The sequence below is a fragment of the Chryseobacterium metallicongregator genome, assembly GCF_031324065.1.
In the GTDB taxonomy this organism is placed as follows: Bacteria; Bacteroidota; Bacteroidia; order Flavobacteriales; family Weeksellaceae; genus Chryseobacterium; species Chryseobacterium metallicongregator.
This window is the reverse complement of record NZ_JAVIXS010000015.1, coordinates 223942-244091: the sequence shown is the minus strand read 5'-3', so window position 1 is coordinate 244091 and position 20150 is coordinate 223942. Positions and strand designations below refer to the sequence as shown.

Here is a 20150-nt window from a genome sequence, read left to right as displayed (position 1 = left end):
TATTATTTTTAATAAACAGAACGGATGCCTTATTTTGGTATCTATTTTGTTTGTTTGCACACCAAAAATTCCACGCAACTTTATGATCACAACCAAATACGTCAATTATAAACAGGTCCTCAATCTAGCCGGTGTACATCTTATCCTTATCTCTATCTGGTGTACCTTGATTGCTGTTTTCTTTTATTTCTTTAACTGGCACTGGATGACAATTCCATGGGTTCCTGTAGCATTAATTGGTACAGCAGAAGCATTCCTTGTGGGTTTTAAAAACAACCAGGCCTATGACAGACTTTGGGAAGCCAGAAAAATATGGGGCGGAATTGTGAATTCCAGTCGTTCATTTGCGTCGATGGTGTATGCTTTCGATACCAAAAATGAAGAAATTGGAGTTTTTGATCTTGAAGACCGTAAGAGAAGAATCGTTTATCGTCATATTGCATGGCTATATACTTTCCGTGAACAACTTCTGGTGCCTACAGAATGGGAACATATCAGTACTGAAAATAATAAATTCGGAAATATCAACCTGAGAAGAAACAGATTAATCAAGGCAGGTTTTCCTGATTATGGAAGAGCCCCTATTTTCCTTCACAAATATCTTTCTGAAGAAGAATATGAGCTTAAAAACGATTATAAAAACTTTGCCACCTACCTGGTTGCCCAGCAGGCAAAAGACATCAATGAGCTGAAAAACATGAATGCCATTACAGAATTCAACCAGACCCAGCTTCAAAACAGCCTGAATGAATTCTATAATTTCCAGGGACAGGCAGAAAGAATCAAGAAATTCCCATCTCCAAGACAGTTTGCCAGCACAGCTTTTGTTTTTAATATTCTTTTCATCATGCTTCTCCCATTAGGATTAGTGAATGAGTTTGCAAAGCTTGGCGATTGGGGAATATGGACTTCTATTCCTTTCTGTATCATCATCGGGTGGATTTATATCATTATGGAACTGGTAGGAGATTATTCTGAAAATCCTTTTGCAGGATTAATGTTTGACGTTCCGATGCTTTCAATCTGCAGAACCATTGAAATAGACCTTCTTCAGATGAGCGGAGAAACAGAGCTTCCTGATCCTATTTCATCTAAAAATGGAGTTTTGGTTTAATTTCTTTAAGCATATTGAAAATTTAAACTTTATATCAAAATCATTGTAAAACTTTAAAATATTCTTTAAAACGTATTCAAAAATTTCATTGTTTTTCATAATTTAGAAGCATTGAAAGCACAAGCTATACTGATTCATCCGAATTGATTTAGCTTTTACTTTTTTCATCAACTAATAATTTTATCCTTCCTTTTGTAAACAATGAAATCCAAGCAACTTCTGCAGGCTATCACAATGTTATGTCTTGCCTTATTCTGCCCTAAAGTAAAATCACAGGCAGCTTTCAACAAAGAGTTACCCAAAGAGTTTACAGACGGATTTACCAAAGAAATTAATGATAGTATTCCTTCTCTGGGATCTTTCATTGTTTCACAAAATAATAAGGTAATTTATGAGCAGTATTTCCATGGTGCTAATAAAGAAACCATCTTCAGTATAAAATCTGTCACCAAAAGTATCGTTTCTGTTTTGGCAGGTATTGCACAGGATAAAAACATACTTCCCAACCTCAATACTCCGGTTTTAAAAATTCTTCCGGAATACAATGTTTCAAGGAGCAGCTTCAAAAACATATCCAATATTGAAGGAAAAGTAGCTCATGATTCCATCAGAAATACACTAACTTTAAAAAACCTACTGACTATGCAGGGAGGTTTTGACTGGGTTGAAAATTCAAAAATTTCGACAGCTATGTCTTTTTCCGGTGATCCTGTAAAATTTATACTGGATCTTCCTTTTGAAGAATATCCCGGAACTGTATTTAATTATAACAGCGGTGAAACCCATCTTTTTGGGGCTGCATTGGCAAAAATCGTAAAGACTAATCTGAAACAGTTCGCCACAGAAAATCTTTTCAGACCATTAAAGATGAATACTCCCAGATGGGATACAGACTCCATGAACAGGAATATCGCAGGTTCGGAAATGTTTATGAAACCTGAAGACATGCTGAAATTCGGCACTATGATCCTGAACAACGGAAAATTTAGCGGCAAACAGATCGTCTCTTCAAAATGGATTCAGGAATCTACTTCTGAACAGGTAAAACTGGATGCCTGGGATGTCATGCCGAATGCCAACGGTTACGGCTATTACTGGTGGCGAAGAAAAACCAACGGGCATCAGGTTTTTGTAGCCACCGGTTATGGCGGACAGCTTATCTGCGTTATTCCTGATTTAAAAATGGTGATTGTAACCACCTGTTTTTTGAGTGGTAAAAACAAAGGAAGAACAGAGATTAAAAGACTTCATTATTTCATTGATAAAATAACCAAAACAGACCAATAACTGACTAATAACTCATTGATAATCTATAATATGATGGCCGTCGTATTTTTCACTTCGGAGATCATAAAAGAACTGTGCGTACTTGCAATGTGTTGAAGCGTTGTTAGTTTTGTCAGCATAAAGCTGCGGTAATCTTCAATATCTTTCACTCCTATTTTAAGAATATAATCATAATCTCCGCTTACATGGAAGCATTCTGTTACTTCCTGAAGATCCATCACTTCCTTTTCAAACTGCAGTACAAATTCTTTTTTATGCTGGCTTAGTTTTACATGACACAACACGATAAAATTTTTCTTAACTTTACTTTTGTCCAGCAAGGCTACATATTTTGAGATAACCCCTGCATTTTCAAGCTTTTTTACACGCTCATAAATTGCTGTAACCGACAATCCAAGCTTACCGGACAGCTCTTTGGTGGTTTGCTTACAGTCTTCCTGTAAAAAAAGTAACAGTTTCTTATCTGTTTCGTCAAGTTCCATAGATATTTTTTTGGTAAAAATTTAATAATATCGAAGATACTAAATATTTTTTCTAAATAAATAATATTTTACAGTTTTATATTCTATAAATTCAAATTTATATTGTAATTATTAGGAAATTAATGCAAATTGGAACAATAAAATAAAACAATATTTATGGAAAACTTTAACGCAGCCAATGAGATCCAGGATCTTCAGTATTTTGGTGAATTCGGAGGAGTGAATCCTTCTATCTCTGATAGCTCTACCTATACATTCCTTTCCGCAAAGACCATGTTTGATACTTTCGAAGGAAATGCGGAAGGATGTTATCTGTATTCCAGACATTCATCACCCATGAATCTTTATCTGGCCCAGGCTCTTGCCAAGATGGAAAACACAGAATCTGCCAACGTTACGGCATCCGGAATGGGAGCTATTACTTCCGTTTTGATGCAGGTGTGCAAAAGTGGAGACCATATTATTTCAAGCCGAACCATCTACGGGGGAACTTATGCTTTTCTTAAAAATTTCTTCCCTCAGTTTAATGTAGCAACCACTTTTGTTGATATCAACAATTTTGAATCTATAGAAAAAGCAATCACTCCCAATACTAAAGTTATTTATTGTGAAAGTGTGAGCAATCCGTTACTTGAAGTAGCAGACCTTAGAAAACTTTCCGAAATCTGTAAAAAACACAACCTGAAACTGATTGTAGATAATACCTTCTCTCCTCTTTCTATCTCTCCGACATTATTCGGGGCTGATGTGGTGATTCACAGTTTGACAAAGTTTATCAACGGAAGCAGTGATACCGTAGGAGGAGTATATTGTGCAACTCAGGCATTTATTGATGACACCAAAAATGTAAACTCCGGGGCGTGTATGCTTCTTGGTCCAACGATGGACAGTTTAAGATCTTCAAGTATCTTAAAAAACCTGAGAACATTACATATCAGAATCAAACAGCATAGCCACAATGCCATGTATCTGGCAGAAAGATTCGAAAAAGACGGACTAAAGGTCTCTTATCCAGGTTTACCATCACACAAAAACCATGAATTAATGAAAAGTATGATTCATGAAGAATACGGATACGGAGGATTACTGACTCTGGATGCCGGAACAACAGAAAAAGCAAATGAACTGATGGAACTGATGCAGACAGAAAATCTGGGGTATCTTGCCGTGAGTTTAGGATTCTATAAAACCCTATTCTCATGCTCAGGAAAATCTACCTCATCTGAAATCCCTGAAGAAGAAAGAGCTTCCATAGGGATTTCTGACGGACTGATCAGATTCTCCATTGGCCTAGACCACGATATCAAAAGAACTTACCATAAAATGAAGGAATGTATGTTGAAAGTAGGAGTTCTTAACCACCATGAAAACATTTCTACCATCTAAATTTATTGTAAAAAGGCTGTTTCGTTTGAAACAGCCTTTTTTTATTTTCTTAATTGATAACTCCAGCCGCTTAGATTCCTGCGGAATGACAAAGATTGTGTATAATTACAAGCAAAAAAATCAATAGGAATGGACTTTAGCCCATTTATCAAAAAAGAATTCTTTCGATCGGCTTTAGCCAAAACTTAAATTACTTTTTATAATAATGATGCGGAAAAGCATCCTCAGCTTTCATTCTGAAAACATTCAGCAAAATCCAGGATTTCAGGAAACCATATCCATAAGAAAACATTTGAATATAGGTGGAAATAACTGCCATACCGGCAATACTTATGTTTTTAGTCAACAATAATGCATGGAATAATACTAAAAAGGTATACAATCCGTAGAAAGCAAGAATTATCCCTCTTCCCATAATAAAATATTCCAGAAAGCCCATCACATAGCCCAACATAAATAAAGTAGGAAATGCAAAGGAAATCTTTACATAGTTCGGATGCCTCTGATTAAGAATCGGTCTTGCACAGCCAAATTGGTAAACCTGTTTGGAGAATTTTCCAAAATCAACCCTACGTTTATGATATACAGCTATGTCATCAAAAAAAGCAGTGGTAAAACCATTTTCCCAAAGCGTCATGGAAAGATCCGGATCCTCACCTATTCTCATTTCTGAAAATCCTCCTACTTTTTCAAAAACAGCTTTTTTCACGCCCATATTAAAACTTCTGGGTTGAAATTTCGAAACAGCTTTCTTGCTCCCTCTGATTCCTCCGGTTGTAAAAACAGAAGTCATAGAATACGAAATAGCCTTCTGCATCAGATTAAATCCTTTATGGGCTTTATCTGCCCCTCCAAATGCATCACAAGGAATAGTAAGGATATCATTTTTAATATGTTCTATATAATCTTTTTCAACGATGACATCACTGTCTACAAATACCAGCCATTCGTTAGCCGCTCTTGCTGCGCCATAATTTCTTGTCAGTCCCGGTCCTGAGTTATCCTTTCTGAAATATTTAATATCCAGGATTCCATCAAAATTTTCAATGGTAGGTTTCAGGTCGATTAAAGAACCATCATCCACAATAATGATCTCAAACTCCTTATCTGTCTGCTGAGTAAGAGAGGTCAACAACTCAAAAAGTTCATCTTTTCGGTTGTAAATGGCAACGACAATAGAAATAGTAGGCTTCAAATTGAAAATTTTTCAAAATTACTTATTCGCAGAACAACCTACAAACAGTTTAACAGCTTATTCAGATAAATTAACGATAGAAAATTTTATCTGCCTTCATACATGGAGATTACAAATGAAATTCTGAGCCAAGTCATTTGACATTTTAAACAAAATAAACATGAAAAATCCCTCCTAATTTTGCTATAGAAATTTAAACCAATAAAAAATGGAAACAATAATCAGCACATTCCAGCAACCTATTCACTCAGGTTTTGATGCATCTTCAACAGCTCAGGAAGTTATTAAAGGAATCGATCTTACCGGAAAAACAGCCATCATTACTGGTGGTTATGCAGGCATTGGACTTGAAACCACCAAAGTTCTTGCTTCAGCCGGTGCGCATATTATTATTCCCGCAAGAGATATCGAAAAAGCGAGGAAAAATCTTACGGGAATTGAAAATTTTGAACTTGAAAAAATGGATCTGATGGATCCGGCATCCATAAATGCTTTTGCAGAAAAATTTGTAGCATCAGGCAGAAGCCTTGATCTTCTCATTAATAATGCAGGAATCATGTGGGTACCACTCCGCAGAGACAGCAGAGGTTTTGAATCTCAACTGGCCACTAATTATTTTGGGCAATTTCATCTTACCTCAAGATTATGGCCCGCTCTGAAAAAAGCCAATGGTGCAAGGGTTATCAATGTTTCTTCCTACGGACATCAGATGGCTTCGTTTCATTTTGAAGATCCTAATTTTGAAAAAAGAGATTACGATACCCTTTCCGGATACGGACAATCCAAAACAGCTTGTAATCTGTTTGCCGTAGAACTTGATGAAAGAGGAAAAGAATTCAATATCAGAGCGTATTCACTTCATCCGGGTTCTGTATACGGAACTGATCTGGGTAGAGAAGAACCTATTGAACTTTTTAAACAACTGGGAACACATGATGAAAACGGAAATATCAAACCTGAAGTGGAAGCACGATTAAAAACCGTTCCACAAGGAGCTGCAACAACAATCTGGTGCGCTGTAAGCCCTCAACTTAACGAAATAGGTGGCGTGTATTGTGAAAACTGTGATATTGCCGAAATAGACAAAGGACAAATTGAACATAGATTTGATGAACCGGCAACCATTCGAGGAGTACAATCCTACTCCGTCGACAAAAACAATGCTGAACGATTATGGAAATTAAGCGAAGAAATGCTGGGATTTGAATTTAACACCCAATAACTGTTTTTTAAATACATTTGTAATGAAAAACTTTTGACAATGGATTTCCAGATACAATACCTTACTCCGGATATCAAAATTTCCAGTTATGATGACAAGCTGTTCAAAACGGAAACGGTTTTTGAATACCATATGCTTGTATGGTTCATATCAGGAGAAACGAAAATTATTCAGGCAGACAAAACTTATTTGTTCAAAGCAGGAGATATTTTTCTGATCCCGAGGAATCATCTGGCCACGATTATCAATTACCCCAAAGACGGACTCCCACATAAAGCTGTGGTAATGCATCTTACCACAGAACGACTGAAAAATTTTTATAGTTCTGTTGACTATGAAAGAAAAAACGGACATCGGGAATCCAGCATTTATAGTTTTAGCAGACATCCACTTTTGAACAGTTGCCTTGCTTCTCTTGTTCCTTATTTTGAAATTGAAGGTTCACTTCCTGAAAATATTGCCCATTTAAAGATCACTGAAGCCATCAGTATTTTAAGGGAAATTGATCCTGATATCGATACTTTACTTGCAGATTTTGATGAACCCGGAAAAGTAGATCTTATTAACTTTATGGAGAAGAATTATATGTTCAATATGCCATTAGAACGCTTCGGGTATCTGACAGGGAGAAGTTTATCTACTTTTAATCGTGATTTCAGAAGGATTTTTCAAACCACACCGCAGCGTTGGCTTACTCAAAAACGTCTGGAACTAGCCTATTATCATTTATCGGAAAAGAATAAAAAGCCTTCTGATGTTTTTCTGGAAGTAGGGTTTGAAGATCTCTCCCATTTTTCACACGCCTTTAAAAAACAGTATGGCTTTGCGCCTTCACTGGCAAGATAAAACAAAATAGGTTGTACCACGTGAGTACAACCTATTTTTTTTATTTTAATAACTATTGGAATTATTTTTTCTCTGAACTATGTGGATCTTTTGAATCCTTCTTTTGATATATTACATTATGATTTAAAGCTTTTCTTTCAGGTTTTAAAGGTGATTTTGAACGTGACGATTTTGATTCAGAACCAAGCAGACCGAATAAATCAAAAACTACATCAAATATGTCAAAAAAATTCCACGACATCAGTTTATTATTTTAAATCCTACTTATTCTCCTCCAGTTTATGTACTTTCTTCGTTCCCTCATACATTTCGTAGGGTAAAAATTCTGTTTCCGGTTTTGTTCTGTTATATAAACCATCCTGACTTAAAGTACACATATAATATTACAGAAATAAAGAAAATTATTACTGAACAACTGAAAAAGAGCAATTCGAACAAGGTTTTAAAGTAATAAAGTTCCAAAACATAGAGAACAAAAAACACTAACAGCGAAATAGCAGTTCCTATTAAACAAGCTACCACTAAGGTTTGTGTATAGTGTTGTACCGGTAAAAAGGATCTTTAAAAACAATAAAAAGCCCAAATATCGCTAGCACCAAAGCTACAGCACTTACTTTCTCAGTAAAATATTTAGATCTTTTTGATTCCTTTTTTAGAGGTTTTTCATCATAATTAAGACTCTTTCTGTCAGAGGTTGAACTTGACGAGCCCAAGCCCGAGCTAAGCAATCCCAACGCGTCTGCAATTATTCCCAATAGATCTAATAACATCAGTTTATTATTTTAAATCCTATTTATTCTCCTCTAACTTATGTACCTTTTTTGTTCCTTCATACATTTCGTACTGTAAAAATCTCGTTTCCAGTTTTCCGTTGAAAAGTTTGATCTTTCTTGAAGGACGTAAACCGATTTTCTTCACCGCTTCAAGATCAGAAGAGATCAGCCAGGCCAGTGTATTCGGGTAATGCGTTTTAAAAGTATCTCCTATTTTCTTGTAGAAATCATCATCATTAATGGAAATTCTTTCATCATATGGAGGATTGAATACCATTAATAATGGGAAAAGTTCTTTTTTAGAATCAAAGAAGTTCTGCTTTTTAATCTCAATAACATCTTCCATTTCTGCTGCTTCTACATTCATTCTTGCAGCATTCAGCATTCTTGCATCAATGTCATACCCAACAATTTTTCCATCAAATTGTCTTACTCTGTTAATTCTGAATTCTTTGATTTTTGCAAATAAGTCTGCATCATAGTTATTCCAGTTCTGGAATCCGAATCTCTTTCTGAAAATCTGAGCCGGAAGATCCATCGCAATCATTGCTGCTTCAATCAATAATGTTCCGGAACCACACATTGGATCTAGGAAATTTCCTTTTCCGTCCCAGCCTGCCAACTGAAGCATTCCACTTGCCAGTACTTCATTGATAGGAGCTTCACCTTGCTCTCTTCTATACCCTCTTTTAAACAAAGGATCTCCTGAAGAATCCATTGAAATCATGACCAATTCTCTGTCTATGTGAAGGTGGAATTTGATATCCGGATTTCTTGTTTCTACATTCGGACGTCTTTTGAATTTTTCCTGGAAATAATCCACGATAGCATCCTTCATTTTTAAAGTTACAAACTGAGAATGTTTGAAGGTTTCAGAATTGACCGTAGCATCAATAGAGAAAGACTGATCAACATCCATAAAGTTTTCCCATTCAAATTTGAACAATCTGTCATAAAATTGGTGTTGATTAAAAGCTTTGAATTCATGGATTGGTACCAGAATTTTCAACGCTGTTCTCGCAGAGTAATTGATTTTATAAAGAAAACCAAGATCTCCTTCACAATTTACCGCTCTGTTTTTAATTTCAACATTTCTTCCCCCTAATTTTTTGATTTCTTCCGCCAGAATCTGCTCCAATCCGAAGAATGTTTTTATCTGTATTTTAATATTTTCTGTATCCATAAGTTTGAATTAAAAGATTTAAAGCTTTAAAAATTAAAAGATTAGCCATCCAACTTCTTGTCCAATTGAATTTTTCAATCTCTTAATGTTGTAAAATACTTTGCTTTTAACCGCACAAATTTAGTTATTTTTGCATTATGGAATGGTTTGAATCTTGGTTTGATACCCCTTATTATCATTTGCTTTATAGCAACAGAGACTATACTGAAGCTGAAAACTTCATTACAAAGCTCACTGCGGACCTTCAGCTTCCGCCTCAGTCGAAAATCATAGATCTTGCCTGTGGTAAAGGAAGACACTCTGTTTTCCTTAATAAATTAGGGTATGATGTTTTAGGACTTGACCTTTCAAGACAAAGTATTGAATCTGACAAACAGTACGAAAATCAAACTTTACTTTTTGAAGTTCATGATATGAGAAACCCTATTGATGCGGATCCAATGGATGCTGTATTCAATTTATTTACAAGTTTTGGATATTTTGACAATGAAAGCGATGATAAAAAAGTATTCCAATCGGTTTACAATGCTTTAAAACCAGGAGGATATTTTGTACTGGATTATCTGAATGAAGAATTTGTAAGAAATACCTTAGTTCCTGAAACCACAATAAACCGCGGCGATATTGAGTTCAAAATCTTAAAAAAGATTGAAGGCAGGCATATCATTAAAGATATTCGTTTTGAGGCTGACGGTAAGCCGTTTCATTTTTTTGAAAAAGTAAAACTTCATACCTTAGAAGCCATTCATGCCTATGCGTCTGAATGTGGATTTGAAAGAATAAAAATCTGGGGAGATTATCAGCTAAATGAATTTAGGAAAGAAAATTCCCCGCGATGCATCAATTTATTTAAGAAAAAATAATGACAACAGTACTTTTACTGATTTTAAGTGTCGTAACAGGAGTATTCCTGGGAAAACACTTTGGTAAAAAAGAAAAACTGGCTAAAAACTTACTGATATTAAGTGCCGGTTTTTTGATTACGATATGTCTCAACGAAGTTTTTCCGCAGGTTTACACTTCTGCGGGAAGCAATAATCTTGGGATATTTGTAATTGCAGGGGTTCTTCTCCAGATGATTCTGGAAGCACTTACCAAAGGTTTTGAACACGGACACTTCCATCATCATAGTGAACATAATATTCTTCCCGTTGCTTTAATGGTAGGACTATTCATTCATGCTTTTATTGAAGGGATTCCTTTGGCTAATGAGCAGCATGAAATGTCACCTTACCTTTGGGGAATTGTATTTCATAATCTCCCTATTTCATTTATTCTGGGAGCATTTTTATTTAACAGAAAGGGAGAATCTAAAAGTTCTTCATCTTACCCCTCTATTCTCATTGTAGCCTTATTTGCTTTGGCTTCTCCAATGGGAATGTTGTTAGGAAATTATTTCAATCCAAATCTTCAGCCCTATTTTCTGGCTATCGTAGGAGGAATTTTCCTTCATATTTCATCTGTAATCATTTTTGAAAGCAATAAAAATCACAATATCGATTGGGTAAAGATCGGACTGGTTGTCTTAGGAGTTTCACTTGCACTCATGATGCATGTTTTCCATCAACATCCTGCCGCTGCTCATTCTCATTAAAAATAAAAAAGTTCCGAAATCCGGAGCTTTTTTTATTGTACTTGTAGTGATGATCCATGTTTTTCACAATCATTCTCGTTAAGTTATACTCATTCTTCTTTAGATTCATAAGTTAAAATTTGTTTTTTTGAAAATATTTTATATAAAAGAATAAATAAAAATTAAATATTTACATTCAAAAATAAAACAAAACACATTGTTTAACATTTTTTAACACACACACAGCACCGATACATTGTTTTTTGTACATTAGCAACATTACCATCACCTAAATATGTATGAAAAAACAAAAAAGCTTAACGACATCAGTCTGTTTTTTTTTAATGACGGGTTTTATAGCAGCACAAACCACAAAGAAAACAGATTCTTTAGAAGAAAAAAAAATTGATGACATTGTAATTATCGGCTACAAGGCACAGAAAAGATCCAGCCTTACAGCTGCCGTTTCTGTTATTTCCGAAAAAAAACTTCAGGATTCCAATACCCCCAGCGTATCAGGTCTTCTGCAGGGAAAAGCCGCTGGCGTTCAAATCTTACCTGGCGGAGGTTCTGCAGGTTCTGTAGCCACTGTAAAAATCAGGGGTACTTCTACGATCAATGGCCCTAGTTCTGCCCTTTGGGTAGTGGATGGCGTAGTAATGCCCTATGCCCCCAATCTGGACCCCAATCAGATTGAAAGTATCAATATCTTAAAAGATGCCGCTTCTACAGCCTTGTATGGCTCTAAAGCTGCAAATGGTATTGTACAGGTGTTTACCAAATCAGGAAATTCAGGAAAAGGAACATTAAGTGCATCTCTTAATAATTCTTTTAATGTGTTTAACAACGGGCGTTTCAAGCTTATGAACGGAACGCAGCTGTATGATTATTTCACCTCATTAAAAGGAGCACCTGAAATCCCTAAAACCCTTAGAAACGATGGCTACAACTGGCTGAAAGGCGGTACACAAACAGGAGTTGTACAAAATTACACTATTGATTTCAGAGGTGGATCAGACCATTCCAAAACCTATATTTCAGGAAATTATTATAATGAAACCGGAACAATAAAAGGAGATGAATACAATAGACTCTCATTCAGAATCAATCATGAGCAGACCATAAAGCCTTGGTTGATACTGAAACCCAAAGTCAGCTTATCATATACCACAGGAAAAGATACTCAGGCTTCTCTTTATCAGATGTACCTTAATATGCCATGGGACAATCCCAGAGATGCCAATGGAAATCTGATCCGGGTGGATGAGGATTACGCAGATTGGTATGGAAGAGATAAAAGCAGTTACCTTTATGACCTTCAATGGAACTATGGCAAAAGTAATCAACTGGATCTCATAGGAAATCTGGATGCTGAAGTCAGGTTTACTGATTATCTAAAATTCATCAGTACCAACAATGTTACCTACAAAAACTATGATGACATGTACTATACCGATCCCAGATCGATCAGTGGAACAAGTAATAAAGGGGGGCTAACAGAAAACTATCAAAGAGATATCAGCAAATCTTTCAACCAGATGCTGAGATTTGACAAAGATTTTGGAAATCATAACATCAACGCATTAGCTGCGTATGAATACACCGACAGATTCTATAAGTCATCAAGAGCAGGTGTTTATGGCGTAGTACCTGGTACAGATGTTTTTAATACTGGAGCAACCACAGGACAAAAGCCAACAGGGCGAAAGCTTGACCGCGCTTATAATGCACTCCTGTTTAACACAGAGTATGTATATGATAAAAAATATTTTATCCAGGGGTCTTTAAGAAGCGAATCATCTTCTGCATTCGGTGCTAACAAAAGAAACGGTTTATTCTATGCATATAGTGTGGGATGGAATATTCATAAAGAAAATTTTTTCAAAGTAAAACCTGTTAATGAATGGAAATTACGAGCAAGCAGAGGGCTTGTAGGAAATACACCCAGTCCGGATTACGGATGGCAGGACCTATATAGACTTACAGAGAAGTATAACGGAGAGATAGGAGCCACATGGTACCAGCTCGGAAACCCTGGGCTAACCTGGGAATCAATCTATCAGAATAATATCGGTACGGATATCAGGGCATTTAACAACAGACTGACTTTAAATATTGATTATTTTAATAATAAAACAAAAGATTTACTGGTGCTTGTTCCCTTACCATCATTGACAGGGGTTGACAGACAGTATCTAAATATCGGCGATGTAAAAAACAAAGGCTGGGAGTTCAATGTCAATTATTCCATTATCCGCTCCAAAGATATCAACTGGGATCTGGGGTTCAATATCAGCACCTATAAAAACAGTGTACTTTCTACCCGAAACAACAGTACACAGGTATTAGAAAATTATCATGTAGCTATACAAGGATATGATGTTAACTCTTTCTATATGAGAAAGTGGTTAGGTGTAAATCCTGACAATGGTGAAGGACAATGGGAGGTAATTAATCCGGACGGAAGCAGAAGTGCAACCTCAAAATACAACCTAGCTACCGTACAAGTAGTAGGAGCTTCCACACCTGATTATTACGGCTCTGTAAGCACTAATCTGAATGTTAAAAATTTCTACCTTGCCGCAAATATTTATTTCTCTCAAGGTGGACAAGTGTATAACTCCTACAGAGAATTATTTGATTCAGACGGTGCCTATCCTTATTACAACCAGATGGTTTTAAAAGATGGATGGACAAGATGGGAAAAGCCGGGAGATATCGCAACCCATCCGGCTGCACTATACAACAATAATTCATTAACAAATAAGCCTTCGTCACGTTATCTTGAGGATGCCAGCTTTGTCAAGTTAAGATCCCTGAGAATAGGATATAATTTACCGGCATCTCTAACAGAAAAGATGAAAATAAAATCAGCGAATATTTATATCATGGGAGAAAATTTATTTACCATCACCAAATTCTCTGGAGTAGATCCGGAAGTTGGTAATGCAGACAGCCAAAGTGTCTATTCAGGCAATGCAGGAGCCATCTACCCTATTCCGAGAAGATTTTCCTTAGGCTTAAACTTTTCTTTTTAAAAAAAATAATTATGAAAAAAATACTTATTCCCATTCTTATAGTATCATTAACGGCATGTAATATAGACCGTTCACCATATGATTCAAAAGAGTCTGATGTTATCCTGTCGGATGCTACAGGACTGAAAACCATAACACTAGGAAATTATGCATTGCTTAAAGGCGATGCTGATGGCGGTGGCTTTTACAACAACCTATACAGGATCAGTGAATATGGTGGAGATAATATTGATATCAGCGGAACTACCACCGATTCATTCTTTTATTATTATAATTACAAAAGTATTAAAAACAATGCCCGCACCAATACGATCTGGAACTCCGGATACAAGGCTATTATTGGGTGTAACAGAGTAATATCAAAGGTTGCCGAAGGAAAAGACACAGAAACAGATCAGCTCATAGGCGAAAATTATTTCTTAAGAGCTTATGTATACTTTTCTATGGTGAATGTATTTGGAAGACCATATAATCAAGGGACCGGCAATTCCGGAGTTCCTTTAAAACTATCTGACGACGTCAACGATTTGCCTGCCAGAGCCACTGTGGGAGAAATATACAATCAAGTGGTAAGCGATCTTCTGAAAGCAGAAAAACTGATGACTCTGGATAAAAACAACATATATGCATCCAAAGAAGCAGCACAGGCTTTACTTTCCAGAGTCTATTTATACATGGAAAATAATGATAAATCGATAGAATATGCAGATAAAGTCATCAATTCCGGGAAATATACCCTTCTGTCTAAAACAGAATTACCTGCTTATGCTACCAAAACTCCTGAATCGAATACCGAAACCATTTTTGCATTTAAATATAATAAAGATGGAGACTATAGTGATGGCTGGTATACTATAGGCTCTATGTATGCCACTATACAGAATGTGGGCTGGGGTGAAATGTATGCATCTTCTTCTTATCTGGATCTTATCAATCAGAATCCTCAGGATGCAAGGCTGAAATTTATTTCTCCTAAATACAGCAGTCCGTTAGTTCCAGTAGCATATTGGGTACAAAAAGGAACCAACTCATCCGGTGCCACCACCTACAGTTATCAATTTCAAAAGACTTTCCAGCAGAATGGAAATACTTATTTTACCATGAATAATATCAATTATCAGGTACAATCTGAAGTAACACCCAACAAAACAAATTATTATTTTGTAAATGCAACCGGTGGAAAAACTTATGTTTACCTGGATAATGATATGGATAAAAGAAACGGATATCCTAAATTTTATGTTTTAAAATGTTCATTACAGGAAGGGATTCCGCAATTGTGGTCTCCGGTTGTTATAAGACTGGCAGAAATATACATGAACAGAGCCGAAGCCTCTGCAAAAAAAGGAAATACTGCTTCAGCACTCGCAGACGTAAACACCATCAGAACAAGAGCTGGAATACCTGTATATAATTCAGTTCCTGCAGGACAAACTGCTCTTGACCTTGTTTTACAGGAAAGAAGATTGGAAATGGCTTTTGAAGGACATAGAAAATACGATGTATTCAGAAACAAACGGGATCTCGACAGACAATATCCCGGCACCCATTTAAGTGGAAGTAATGTATTTTATACAGTACCTTACACCCATAACAGAGTGGTAGAATATATTCCAGAACAGCAAATCCAGATCCAGCCAAATCTGGTGCAGAATCCGGATTAAAAAATGAATATACATATACTTCTATTGTATATTAGTATGAGACAAAAATCAACAAAAAAAGAGGCTGCCCAAACTTTTCGGGCAGCCTCTTTGTATATTTTGATATTTTTAAAGCATCAGACTAGAATTTCCATCCTAAAGTAAGGAAGAAATTATTTCTGTTGTTTTTCACATTACTTACAGCATAATCCTGACTTTCAATAATTTTACTTGAAGAATAATATGATGAATCAAAATTATCTCCCATATATCCTCTCATAAAAGGATTTACATATTTGGAAGAGATATTTTGATAAGATGCATCGATATAGAATGATTTGAAATCATATCCAATACCGAAAGAAAGTGTATTTCTATCACTTAGCATAAGATTGTCGTAAGACTCATCTCCCACAGTACCTGCATCATTAAATCTACTGATTGTAAGTGCATCAAAAGGACTTGACTGGTAAGAATATCCTCCTCTCAATCTGAACTGCTGTACTCTGTACTCAGCCCCTACTCTTACTTCTGAAAGATTCTTGTAATTATCTTTAAAGAAATCATTCAACTCTCTTTCTGCTCCTCCATATACTTTATAATCAGGTTTTGTAAGTCCAAGCGTATAGTCTACATTCAAAGAGAAGTTTTTACTTGCTACAAACGCAGCACTCACCGTTGCTTTAAGAGGTGAAGTAAATTTTCTGTTTTCAGCTCCCATATCGTCTCCATAAACAGGATCATTATAGAAATAATAATTTCTGTCTATTGTCCAGAATGTAGGAGTTTCAAGAGATGCTCCTACCCTGAAGTTAGGGCTCAACTTTCCAATTACCCCTAATGACGCAGAAAAACCTGAAGATCTTTCTGAATACGGAGTATCCTGCTTACTGAATGCTTCTGTAGAACCATTGGCAATGTTTCGGTACAACAAAGTATCATACTGATCCAATGAAGCGTTGAAAAAGTTAAAACCTGCTCCTAAATATAAATTATGATTATAGTTGGCTCCAACTCCAAAACTCATCTTTGACAAGTTACCGTATCTTTCATACATATGCCCCGCCAATGCTGCATCCTTGGTAGGATCAGCTTTATCAAAAGCATAAACAACATTATTATTTCCTGGAGACTGAATTACATTGTCCAGAGTCTGATTAGAAAAATTAATACCAATATTGATAAACTTCCATCCGGTTTCTGTCATCAAAGGAAAAGCAATTACTCCTCCTGCATTCCCAAGGTCACCTTTGGTTTTACTATAATCGATTGTAGATCCTCCTAAAGAACTTTTGTTTTTATTTCCTAAAATAGATAAAGTTCCTGAAACCTCTCCTGAAATAGCGACTCCCAAACCTGCAGGGTTCGTAAGCAAAGAATTTGCATCACCACCCAGCGCACCATTAGCTCCAGCCATCGCATTAAACTTAGCTGATCCCACCATAGGAGTACTTGAATAAACCTCTACTGTATTTCTTATTACAGAAACATCCTGAGCCTGTGCATAAAATGCAGCAGAAATGCTCATTAATACTAAAGATTTTTTTAACATTATTTTTTAATAGTTTATTAATTTGAAAAATTATCTGAAGCCTCCTCTGCCTCCGCCGCCGGATCTCATTCCGCCACCGCCTCCTGAAGAACCGCCTCTGAAGCCGCCTCCACCGGAGTTGAAACCACCACTAGATCTGAAACCTCCTGAATCATTAGATCTGAAGCCTCCGTTATTGTTGTTATATCTTGGTTGTGGTTGCTGATAATTGTAATTAGGTCTAGTTTGTGGCGCAGAGTTACGGAATCCACCATTAGATTGTGTATTTCTGAAGCCTCCGGAATTACCGTTTCTAAAACCTCCAGAATTACCATCTCTGAAACCTCCATTACTATTTCTGAAACCTCCGTTTGAGTTAGTATCTCTGAAACCACCATTATTATTAGTGTTTCTGAAACCTGAATTATTTGTATTCGTTCTGTAAACTGCGTTGGCTACCCCTGTATTCTGGAATCCACCTCCACTAATACCACTTCTTCTGTAAACAGGCCTGTTGTAGTAGCCACCACCCCAGTAACCACCTCCGTAACCCCAGTAAGGATTTCCGTAGTATCCACCCCAGAATGGATCATAATATCCGCCATAGCCGTATCCCCAGTATGGACTTCCCCATCCGTAAGAGCCTCCCCAGCCCCACCCGAATGATCCGCCCCAACCCCAGGACATGCTTGCACCCCAGCCCCAGCCACGGTTCATACCCCAGCCCCAATACGGGCTGTAACCGCCATACCATCCCCAAGGAGATCCCCATCCCCATGAGTTGTCATAGTAGTTAGTCTGAGACCCTGAATAAAGTCCCCAGTCGGAGTCTGTAGCATTAGAGTTCCAATTTGTATTGGTGCCACTCCAGTCATTATATCTGTTTTGCTGTTCTCTGGAATTCGTCTGTGCATTCTGAATTACATTAGAATCCTGATAGTAGTCATAGTATTCTCCTACTCTGTTTCCGCTATCATTAATGATAACTCCTTCAGGTAGCGTATCCTTATTGGGGTCGTAATACACCCCATCTGTCTCGCTATACCCTCCCATCTGAGCACCACAAGACACAAGTAATAATCCGCCCGATATAGCCAATATCCCTTTGGATCTTAGCAGACCAAGCAAATTTTTATGTATATTTCTTTTCATGATAACGTAAAAATTTTTAATTTAAATTATATTTGCAATCTGTACCAAAAATGTACCAAAATACTGGTAAAAAAATCTATCAAAAATAGATTTTTATTTTTAGATAACAATAATGTACAAAAGTTAAAAAAATTTTAAAAAATAATGGCAAAATTAACCTCAAGAAGCGAAGATTACAGCAAATGGTATAATGAGCTGGTTGTAAAAGCTGATTTAGCTGAAAACTCAGGCGTGCGTGGATGTATGGTGATTAAACCGTATGGCTATGCGATCTGGGAAAAAATGCGTGATGAAATGGATAAAAAATTCAAAGAAACAGGTCACGTTAACGCATACTTCCCGCTTTTTGTGCCCAAGAGCTTGTTTGAGGCTGAGGAAAAAAATGCAGAAGGTTTTGCAAAAGAATGTGCTGTTGTTACCCACTACAGGTTAAAAACCGATCCGGACAACCCTTCCAAACTGATTGTGGATCCGGACGCAAAACTTGAAGAAGAACTTATTGTTCGTCCTACTTCAGAAGCAATTATCTGGAATACCTACAAAAACTGGATTCAGTCTTACAGAGACCTACCGATATTAATCAACCAATGGGCAAATGTTGTTCGTTGGGAAATGAGAACCCGTCTTTTCCTAAGAACAGCAGAATTCTTATGGCAGGAAGGTCACACCGCTCACGCTACAAAAGATGAAGCTATTGAAGAAGCAGAAAAAATGAATAAAGTATATGCAGATTTTGCAGAAAACTTTATGGCTATTCCTGTAATTCAAGGGTTAAAAACTCCATCTGAAAGATTTGCAGGGGCTGATGAGACTTATTGTATTGAAGCATTAATGCAGGACGGAAAAGCTTTACAGGCTGGAACATCTCACTTCTTAGGTCAGAATTTCGCAAAAGCATTTGATGTAAAATTCACCAACAAGGAAGGAAAGATAGAACATGCTTGGGCTACATCATGGGGAACTTCTACCCGTCTGATGGGTGCTTTAATTATGACGCACTCTGATGATTTCGGATTAGTATTGCCTCCTACCCTTGCGCCAATTCAGGTGGTAATTGTTCCTATCTTTAAAGGAGAAGAACAACTGGCACAAATCAGTGAAGTGGCTTTAGATATTCAGGCTAAATTGAGAGCAAAAGGTATTTCTGTGAAGTTTGACAATGATACTCAGAACAAACCAGGATGGAAATTTGCAGAATATGAGTTGAAAGGAGTTCCTGTAAGAATCGCAATGGGACCAAGAGACCTTGAAAATAAATCTGTAGAAATTGCAAGAAGAGACAATCTGACCAAAGAAGTTCGTTTTATTGATGGACTTGATTCTTATATTGAAGATCTATTGAAAACGATTCAGCAGGATATTTATAACAAAGCATTTGAATTCAGAAAAAATAATATCACGAAAGTGGATACTTATGAAGAATTCAAAAAAGTTCTTGAAGAGAAAGGTGGATTCATCTATGCTCACTGGGATGGGACAGCTGAAGAAGAGGAACAAATCAAGGATGAAACGAAGGCTACGATCCGATGTATTCCTCTGGATAATGATGTAGAAGAAGGAATTTCTTTGATTTCAGGAAAACCATCTAAGAGACGTGTATTATTTGCAAAAGCTTATTAAAAATTTTAACGATTTAGAAAAAAATCGTTAATTTTTAAAGAAATATTCAAAAAAAAATGACATTTGGACGGATTTTTGTTTAAATTTATCTCAACATTAATCAAA

At 36.5% G+C, this 20150-nt stretch carries 15 protein-coding genes; 10 read left to right on the top strand and 5 right to left on the bottom strand.

The genetic code is table 11. The annotated features are described in order from the left end of the window. The first annotated feature begins 82 nt into the window (after window positions 1-82). Together REB14_RS16470 and REB14_RS16465 are read left to right on the top strand one after the other, a co-directional pair. On the top strand, window positions 83-1114 hold the full coding sequence (locus REB14_RS16470) for a bestrophin family protein (protein ID WP_034695280.1): 1032 nt from the start codon (window positions 83-85) through the stop codon (window positions 1112-1114). Window positions 1115-1315: 201 nt separating this feature from the next. Beyond that, the gene (locus tag REB14_RS16465) at window positions 1316-2401 is read left to right on the top strand and encodes a serine hydrolase domain-containing protein (RefSeq protein ID WP_309522712.1); all 1086 of its coding nucleotides are present in this window, start codon (window positions 1316-1318) and stop codon (window positions 2399-2401) included. A 23-nt stretch (window positions 2402-2424) separates the two neighbouring features. Here REB14_RS16465 and REB14_RS16460 read toward each other — a convergent pair whose 3' ends face one another. Further along, a complete protein-coding gene (locus REB14_RS16460; RefSeq protein ID WP_034695278.1) occupies window positions 2425-2883 on the bottom strand; it encodes an Lrp/AsnC family transcriptional regulator in 459 nt (152 codons plus the stop codon). Between the two features lie 156 nt (window positions 2884-3039). Between REB14_RS16460 and REB14_RS16455 the strand changes: the two genes are divergently transcribed. Further along, window positions 3040-4269, top strand: a complete 1230-nt coding sequence (locus tag REB14_RS16455) for an aminotransferase class I/II-fold pyridoxal phosphate-dependent enzyme (RefSeq protein ID WP_079241003.1) — start codon at window positions 3040-3042, stop codon at window positions 4267-4269. Window positions 4270-4459: 190 nt separating this feature from the next. Here REB14_RS16455 and REB14_RS16450 read toward each other — a convergent pair whose 3' ends face one another. Further along, window positions 4460-5464, bottom strand: a complete 1005-nt coding sequence (locus tag REB14_RS16450; protein WP_309522711.1) for a glycosyltransferase family 2 protein — start codon at window positions 5462-5464, stop codon at window positions 4460-4462. 208 nt (window positions 5465-5672) lie between these two features. Here REB14_RS16450 and REB14_RS16445 point away from each other — a divergent pair, with 208 nt between their 5' ends. Continuing rightward, window positions 5673-6686 carry an SDR family NAD(P)-dependent oxidoreductase gene (locus REB14_RS16445; RefSeq protein WP_079241001.1) on the top strand — a complete coding sequence of 338 codons (1014 nt, stop codon included), beginning with the start codon at window positions 5673-5675 and terminating at the stop codon, window positions 6684-6686. 39 nt (window positions 6687-6725) lie between these two features. After that, a complete protein-coding gene (locus REB14_RS16440) occupies window positions 6726-7532 on the top strand; it encodes a helix-turn-helix domain-containing protein (protein WP_079241000.1) in 807 nt (268 codons plus the stop codon). A gap of 789 nt (window positions 7533-8321) precedes the next feature. On the opposite strand, the gene REB14_RS16435 is transcribed toward REB14_RS16440, so the two are convergent. Further along, complete coding sequence (locus REB14_RS16435) at window positions 8322-9488, bottom strand: THUMP domain-containing class I SAM-dependent RNA methyltransferase (protein ID WP_034695266.1); 1167 nt, start codon at window positions 9486-9488, stop codon at window positions 8322-8324. Between the two features lie 137 nt (window positions 9489-9625). Here REB14_RS16435 and REB14_RS16430 point away from each other — a divergent pair, with 137 nt between their 5' ends. From REB14_RS16430 to REB14_RS16415, 4 genes are all read left to right on the top strand, one after another. Next, on the top strand, window positions 9626-10351 hold the full coding sequence (locus REB14_RS16430) for a class I SAM-dependent DNA methyltransferase (RefSeq protein WP_309522710.1): 726 nt from the start codon (window positions 9626-9628) through the stop codon (window positions 10349-10351). Further along, complete coding sequence (locus REB14_RS16425; RefSeq protein WP_079240996.1) at window positions 10351-11082, top strand: ZIP family metal transporter; 732 nt, start codon at window positions 10351-10353, stop codon at window positions 11080-11082. The genes REB14_RS16430 and REB14_RS16425 overlap by 1 nt, the downstream gene beginning before the upstream one ends. Window positions 11083-11360: 278 nt before the next feature. Further along, the gene (locus tag REB14_RS16420) at window positions 11361-14099 is read left to right on the top strand and encodes a SusC/RagA family TonB-linked outer membrane protein (protein ID WP_309522709.1); all 2739 of its coding nucleotides are present in this window, start codon (window positions 11361-11363) and stop codon (window positions 14097-14099) included. A gap of 11 nt (window positions 14100-14110) precedes the next feature. Next, window positions 14111-15763: a RagB/SusD family nutrient uptake outer membrane protein gene (locus REB14_RS16415; RefSeq protein ID WP_309522708.1), complete on the top strand. Its 1653-nt coding sequence runs from the start codon at window positions 14111-14113 to the stop codon at window positions 15761-15763. 121 nt (window positions 15764-15884) lie between these two features. On the opposite strand, the gene REB14_RS16410 is transcribed toward REB14_RS16415, so the two are convergent. Then, entirely contained in the window at window positions 15885-17270 is a 1386-nt protein-coding gene (locus tag REB14_RS16410; protein WP_309522707.1) for an OmpP1/FadL family transporter, read from the bottom strand. A gap of 54 nt (window positions 17271-17324) precedes the next feature. Further along, on the bottom strand, window positions 17325-18425 hold the full coding sequence (locus REB14_RS16405) for a prolyl-tRNA synthetase (RefSeq protein WP_099049836.1): 1101 nt from the start codon (window positions 18423-18425) through the stop codon (window positions 17325-17327). 144 nt (window positions 18426-18569) lie between these two features. On the opposite strand from REB14_RS16405, the gene proS reads away from it, so the two are divergent. Further along, window positions 18570-20045 (top strand): proline--tRNA ligase, encoded by a 1476-nt coding sequence (gene proS, locus REB14_RS16400; RefSeq protein WP_309522706.1) that lies wholly within the window; start codon window positions 18570-18572, stop codon window positions 20043-20045. The last annotated feature ends 105 nt before the right edge of the window (window positions 20046-20150 follow it).

What these genes read in the sequence shown, in the direction of transcription:
- REB14_RS16440 (WP_079241000.1), top strand. Translation starts at nt 6,726, where the DNA reads ATGGATTTCCAGATACAATACCTTACTCCGGATATCAAAATTTCCAGT.
- REB14_RS16420 (WP_309522709.1), top strand. Translation starts at nt 11,361, where the DNA reads ATGAAAAAACAAAAAAGCTTAACGACATCAGTCTGTTTTTTTTTAATG.
- proS (WP_309522706.1), top strand. Translation starts at nt 18,570, where the DNA reads ATGGCAAAATTAACCTCAAGAAGCGAAGATTACAGCAAATGGTATAAT.
- REB14_RS16445 (WP_079241001.1), top strand. Translation starts at nt 5,673, where the DNA reads ATGGAAACAATAATCAGCACATTCCAGCAACCTATTCACTCAGGTTTT.
- REB14_RS16470 (WP_034695280.1), top strand. Translation starts at nt 83, where the DNA reads ATGATCACAACCAAATACGTCAATTATAAACAGGTCCTCAATCTAGCC.
- REB14_RS16405 (WP_099049836.1), bottom strand. Translation starts at nt 18,425, where the DNA reads ATGAAAAGAAATATACATAAAAATTTGCTTGGTCTGCTAAGATCCAAA.
- REB14_RS16455 (WP_079241003.1), top strand. Translation starts at nt 3,040, where the DNA reads ATGGAAAACTTTAACGCAGCCAATGAGATCCAGGATCTTCAGTATTTT.
- REB14_RS16430 (WP_309522710.1), top strand. Translation starts at nt 9,626, where the DNA reads ATGGAATGGTTTGAATCTTGGTTTGATACCCCTTATTATCATTTGCTT.
- REB14_RS16415 (WP_309522708.1), top strand. Translation starts at nt 14,111, where the DNA reads ATGAAAAAAATACTTATTCCCATTCTTATAGTATCATTAACGGCATGT.
- REB14_RS16410 (WP_309522707.1), bottom strand. Translation starts at nt 17,270, where the DNA reads ATGAGCATTTCTGCTGCATTTTATGCACAGGCTCAGGATGTTTCTGTA.
- REB14_RS16435 (WP_034695266.1), bottom strand. Translation starts at nt 9,488, where the DNA reads ATGGATACAGAAAATATTAAAATACAGATAAAAACATTCTTCGGATTG.
- REB14_RS16460 (WP_034695278.1), bottom strand. Translation starts at nt 2,883, where the DNA reads ATGGAACTTGACGAAACAGATAAGAAACTGTTACTTTTTTTACAGGAA.
- REB14_RS16465 (WP_309522712.1), top strand. Translation starts at nt 1,316, where the DNA reads ATGAAATCCAAGCAACTTCTGCAGGCTATCACAATGTTATGTCTTGCC.
- REB14_RS16425 (WP_079240996.1), top strand. Translation starts at nt 10,351, where the DNA reads ATGACAACAGTACTTTTACTGATTTTAAGTGTCGTAACAGGAGTATTC.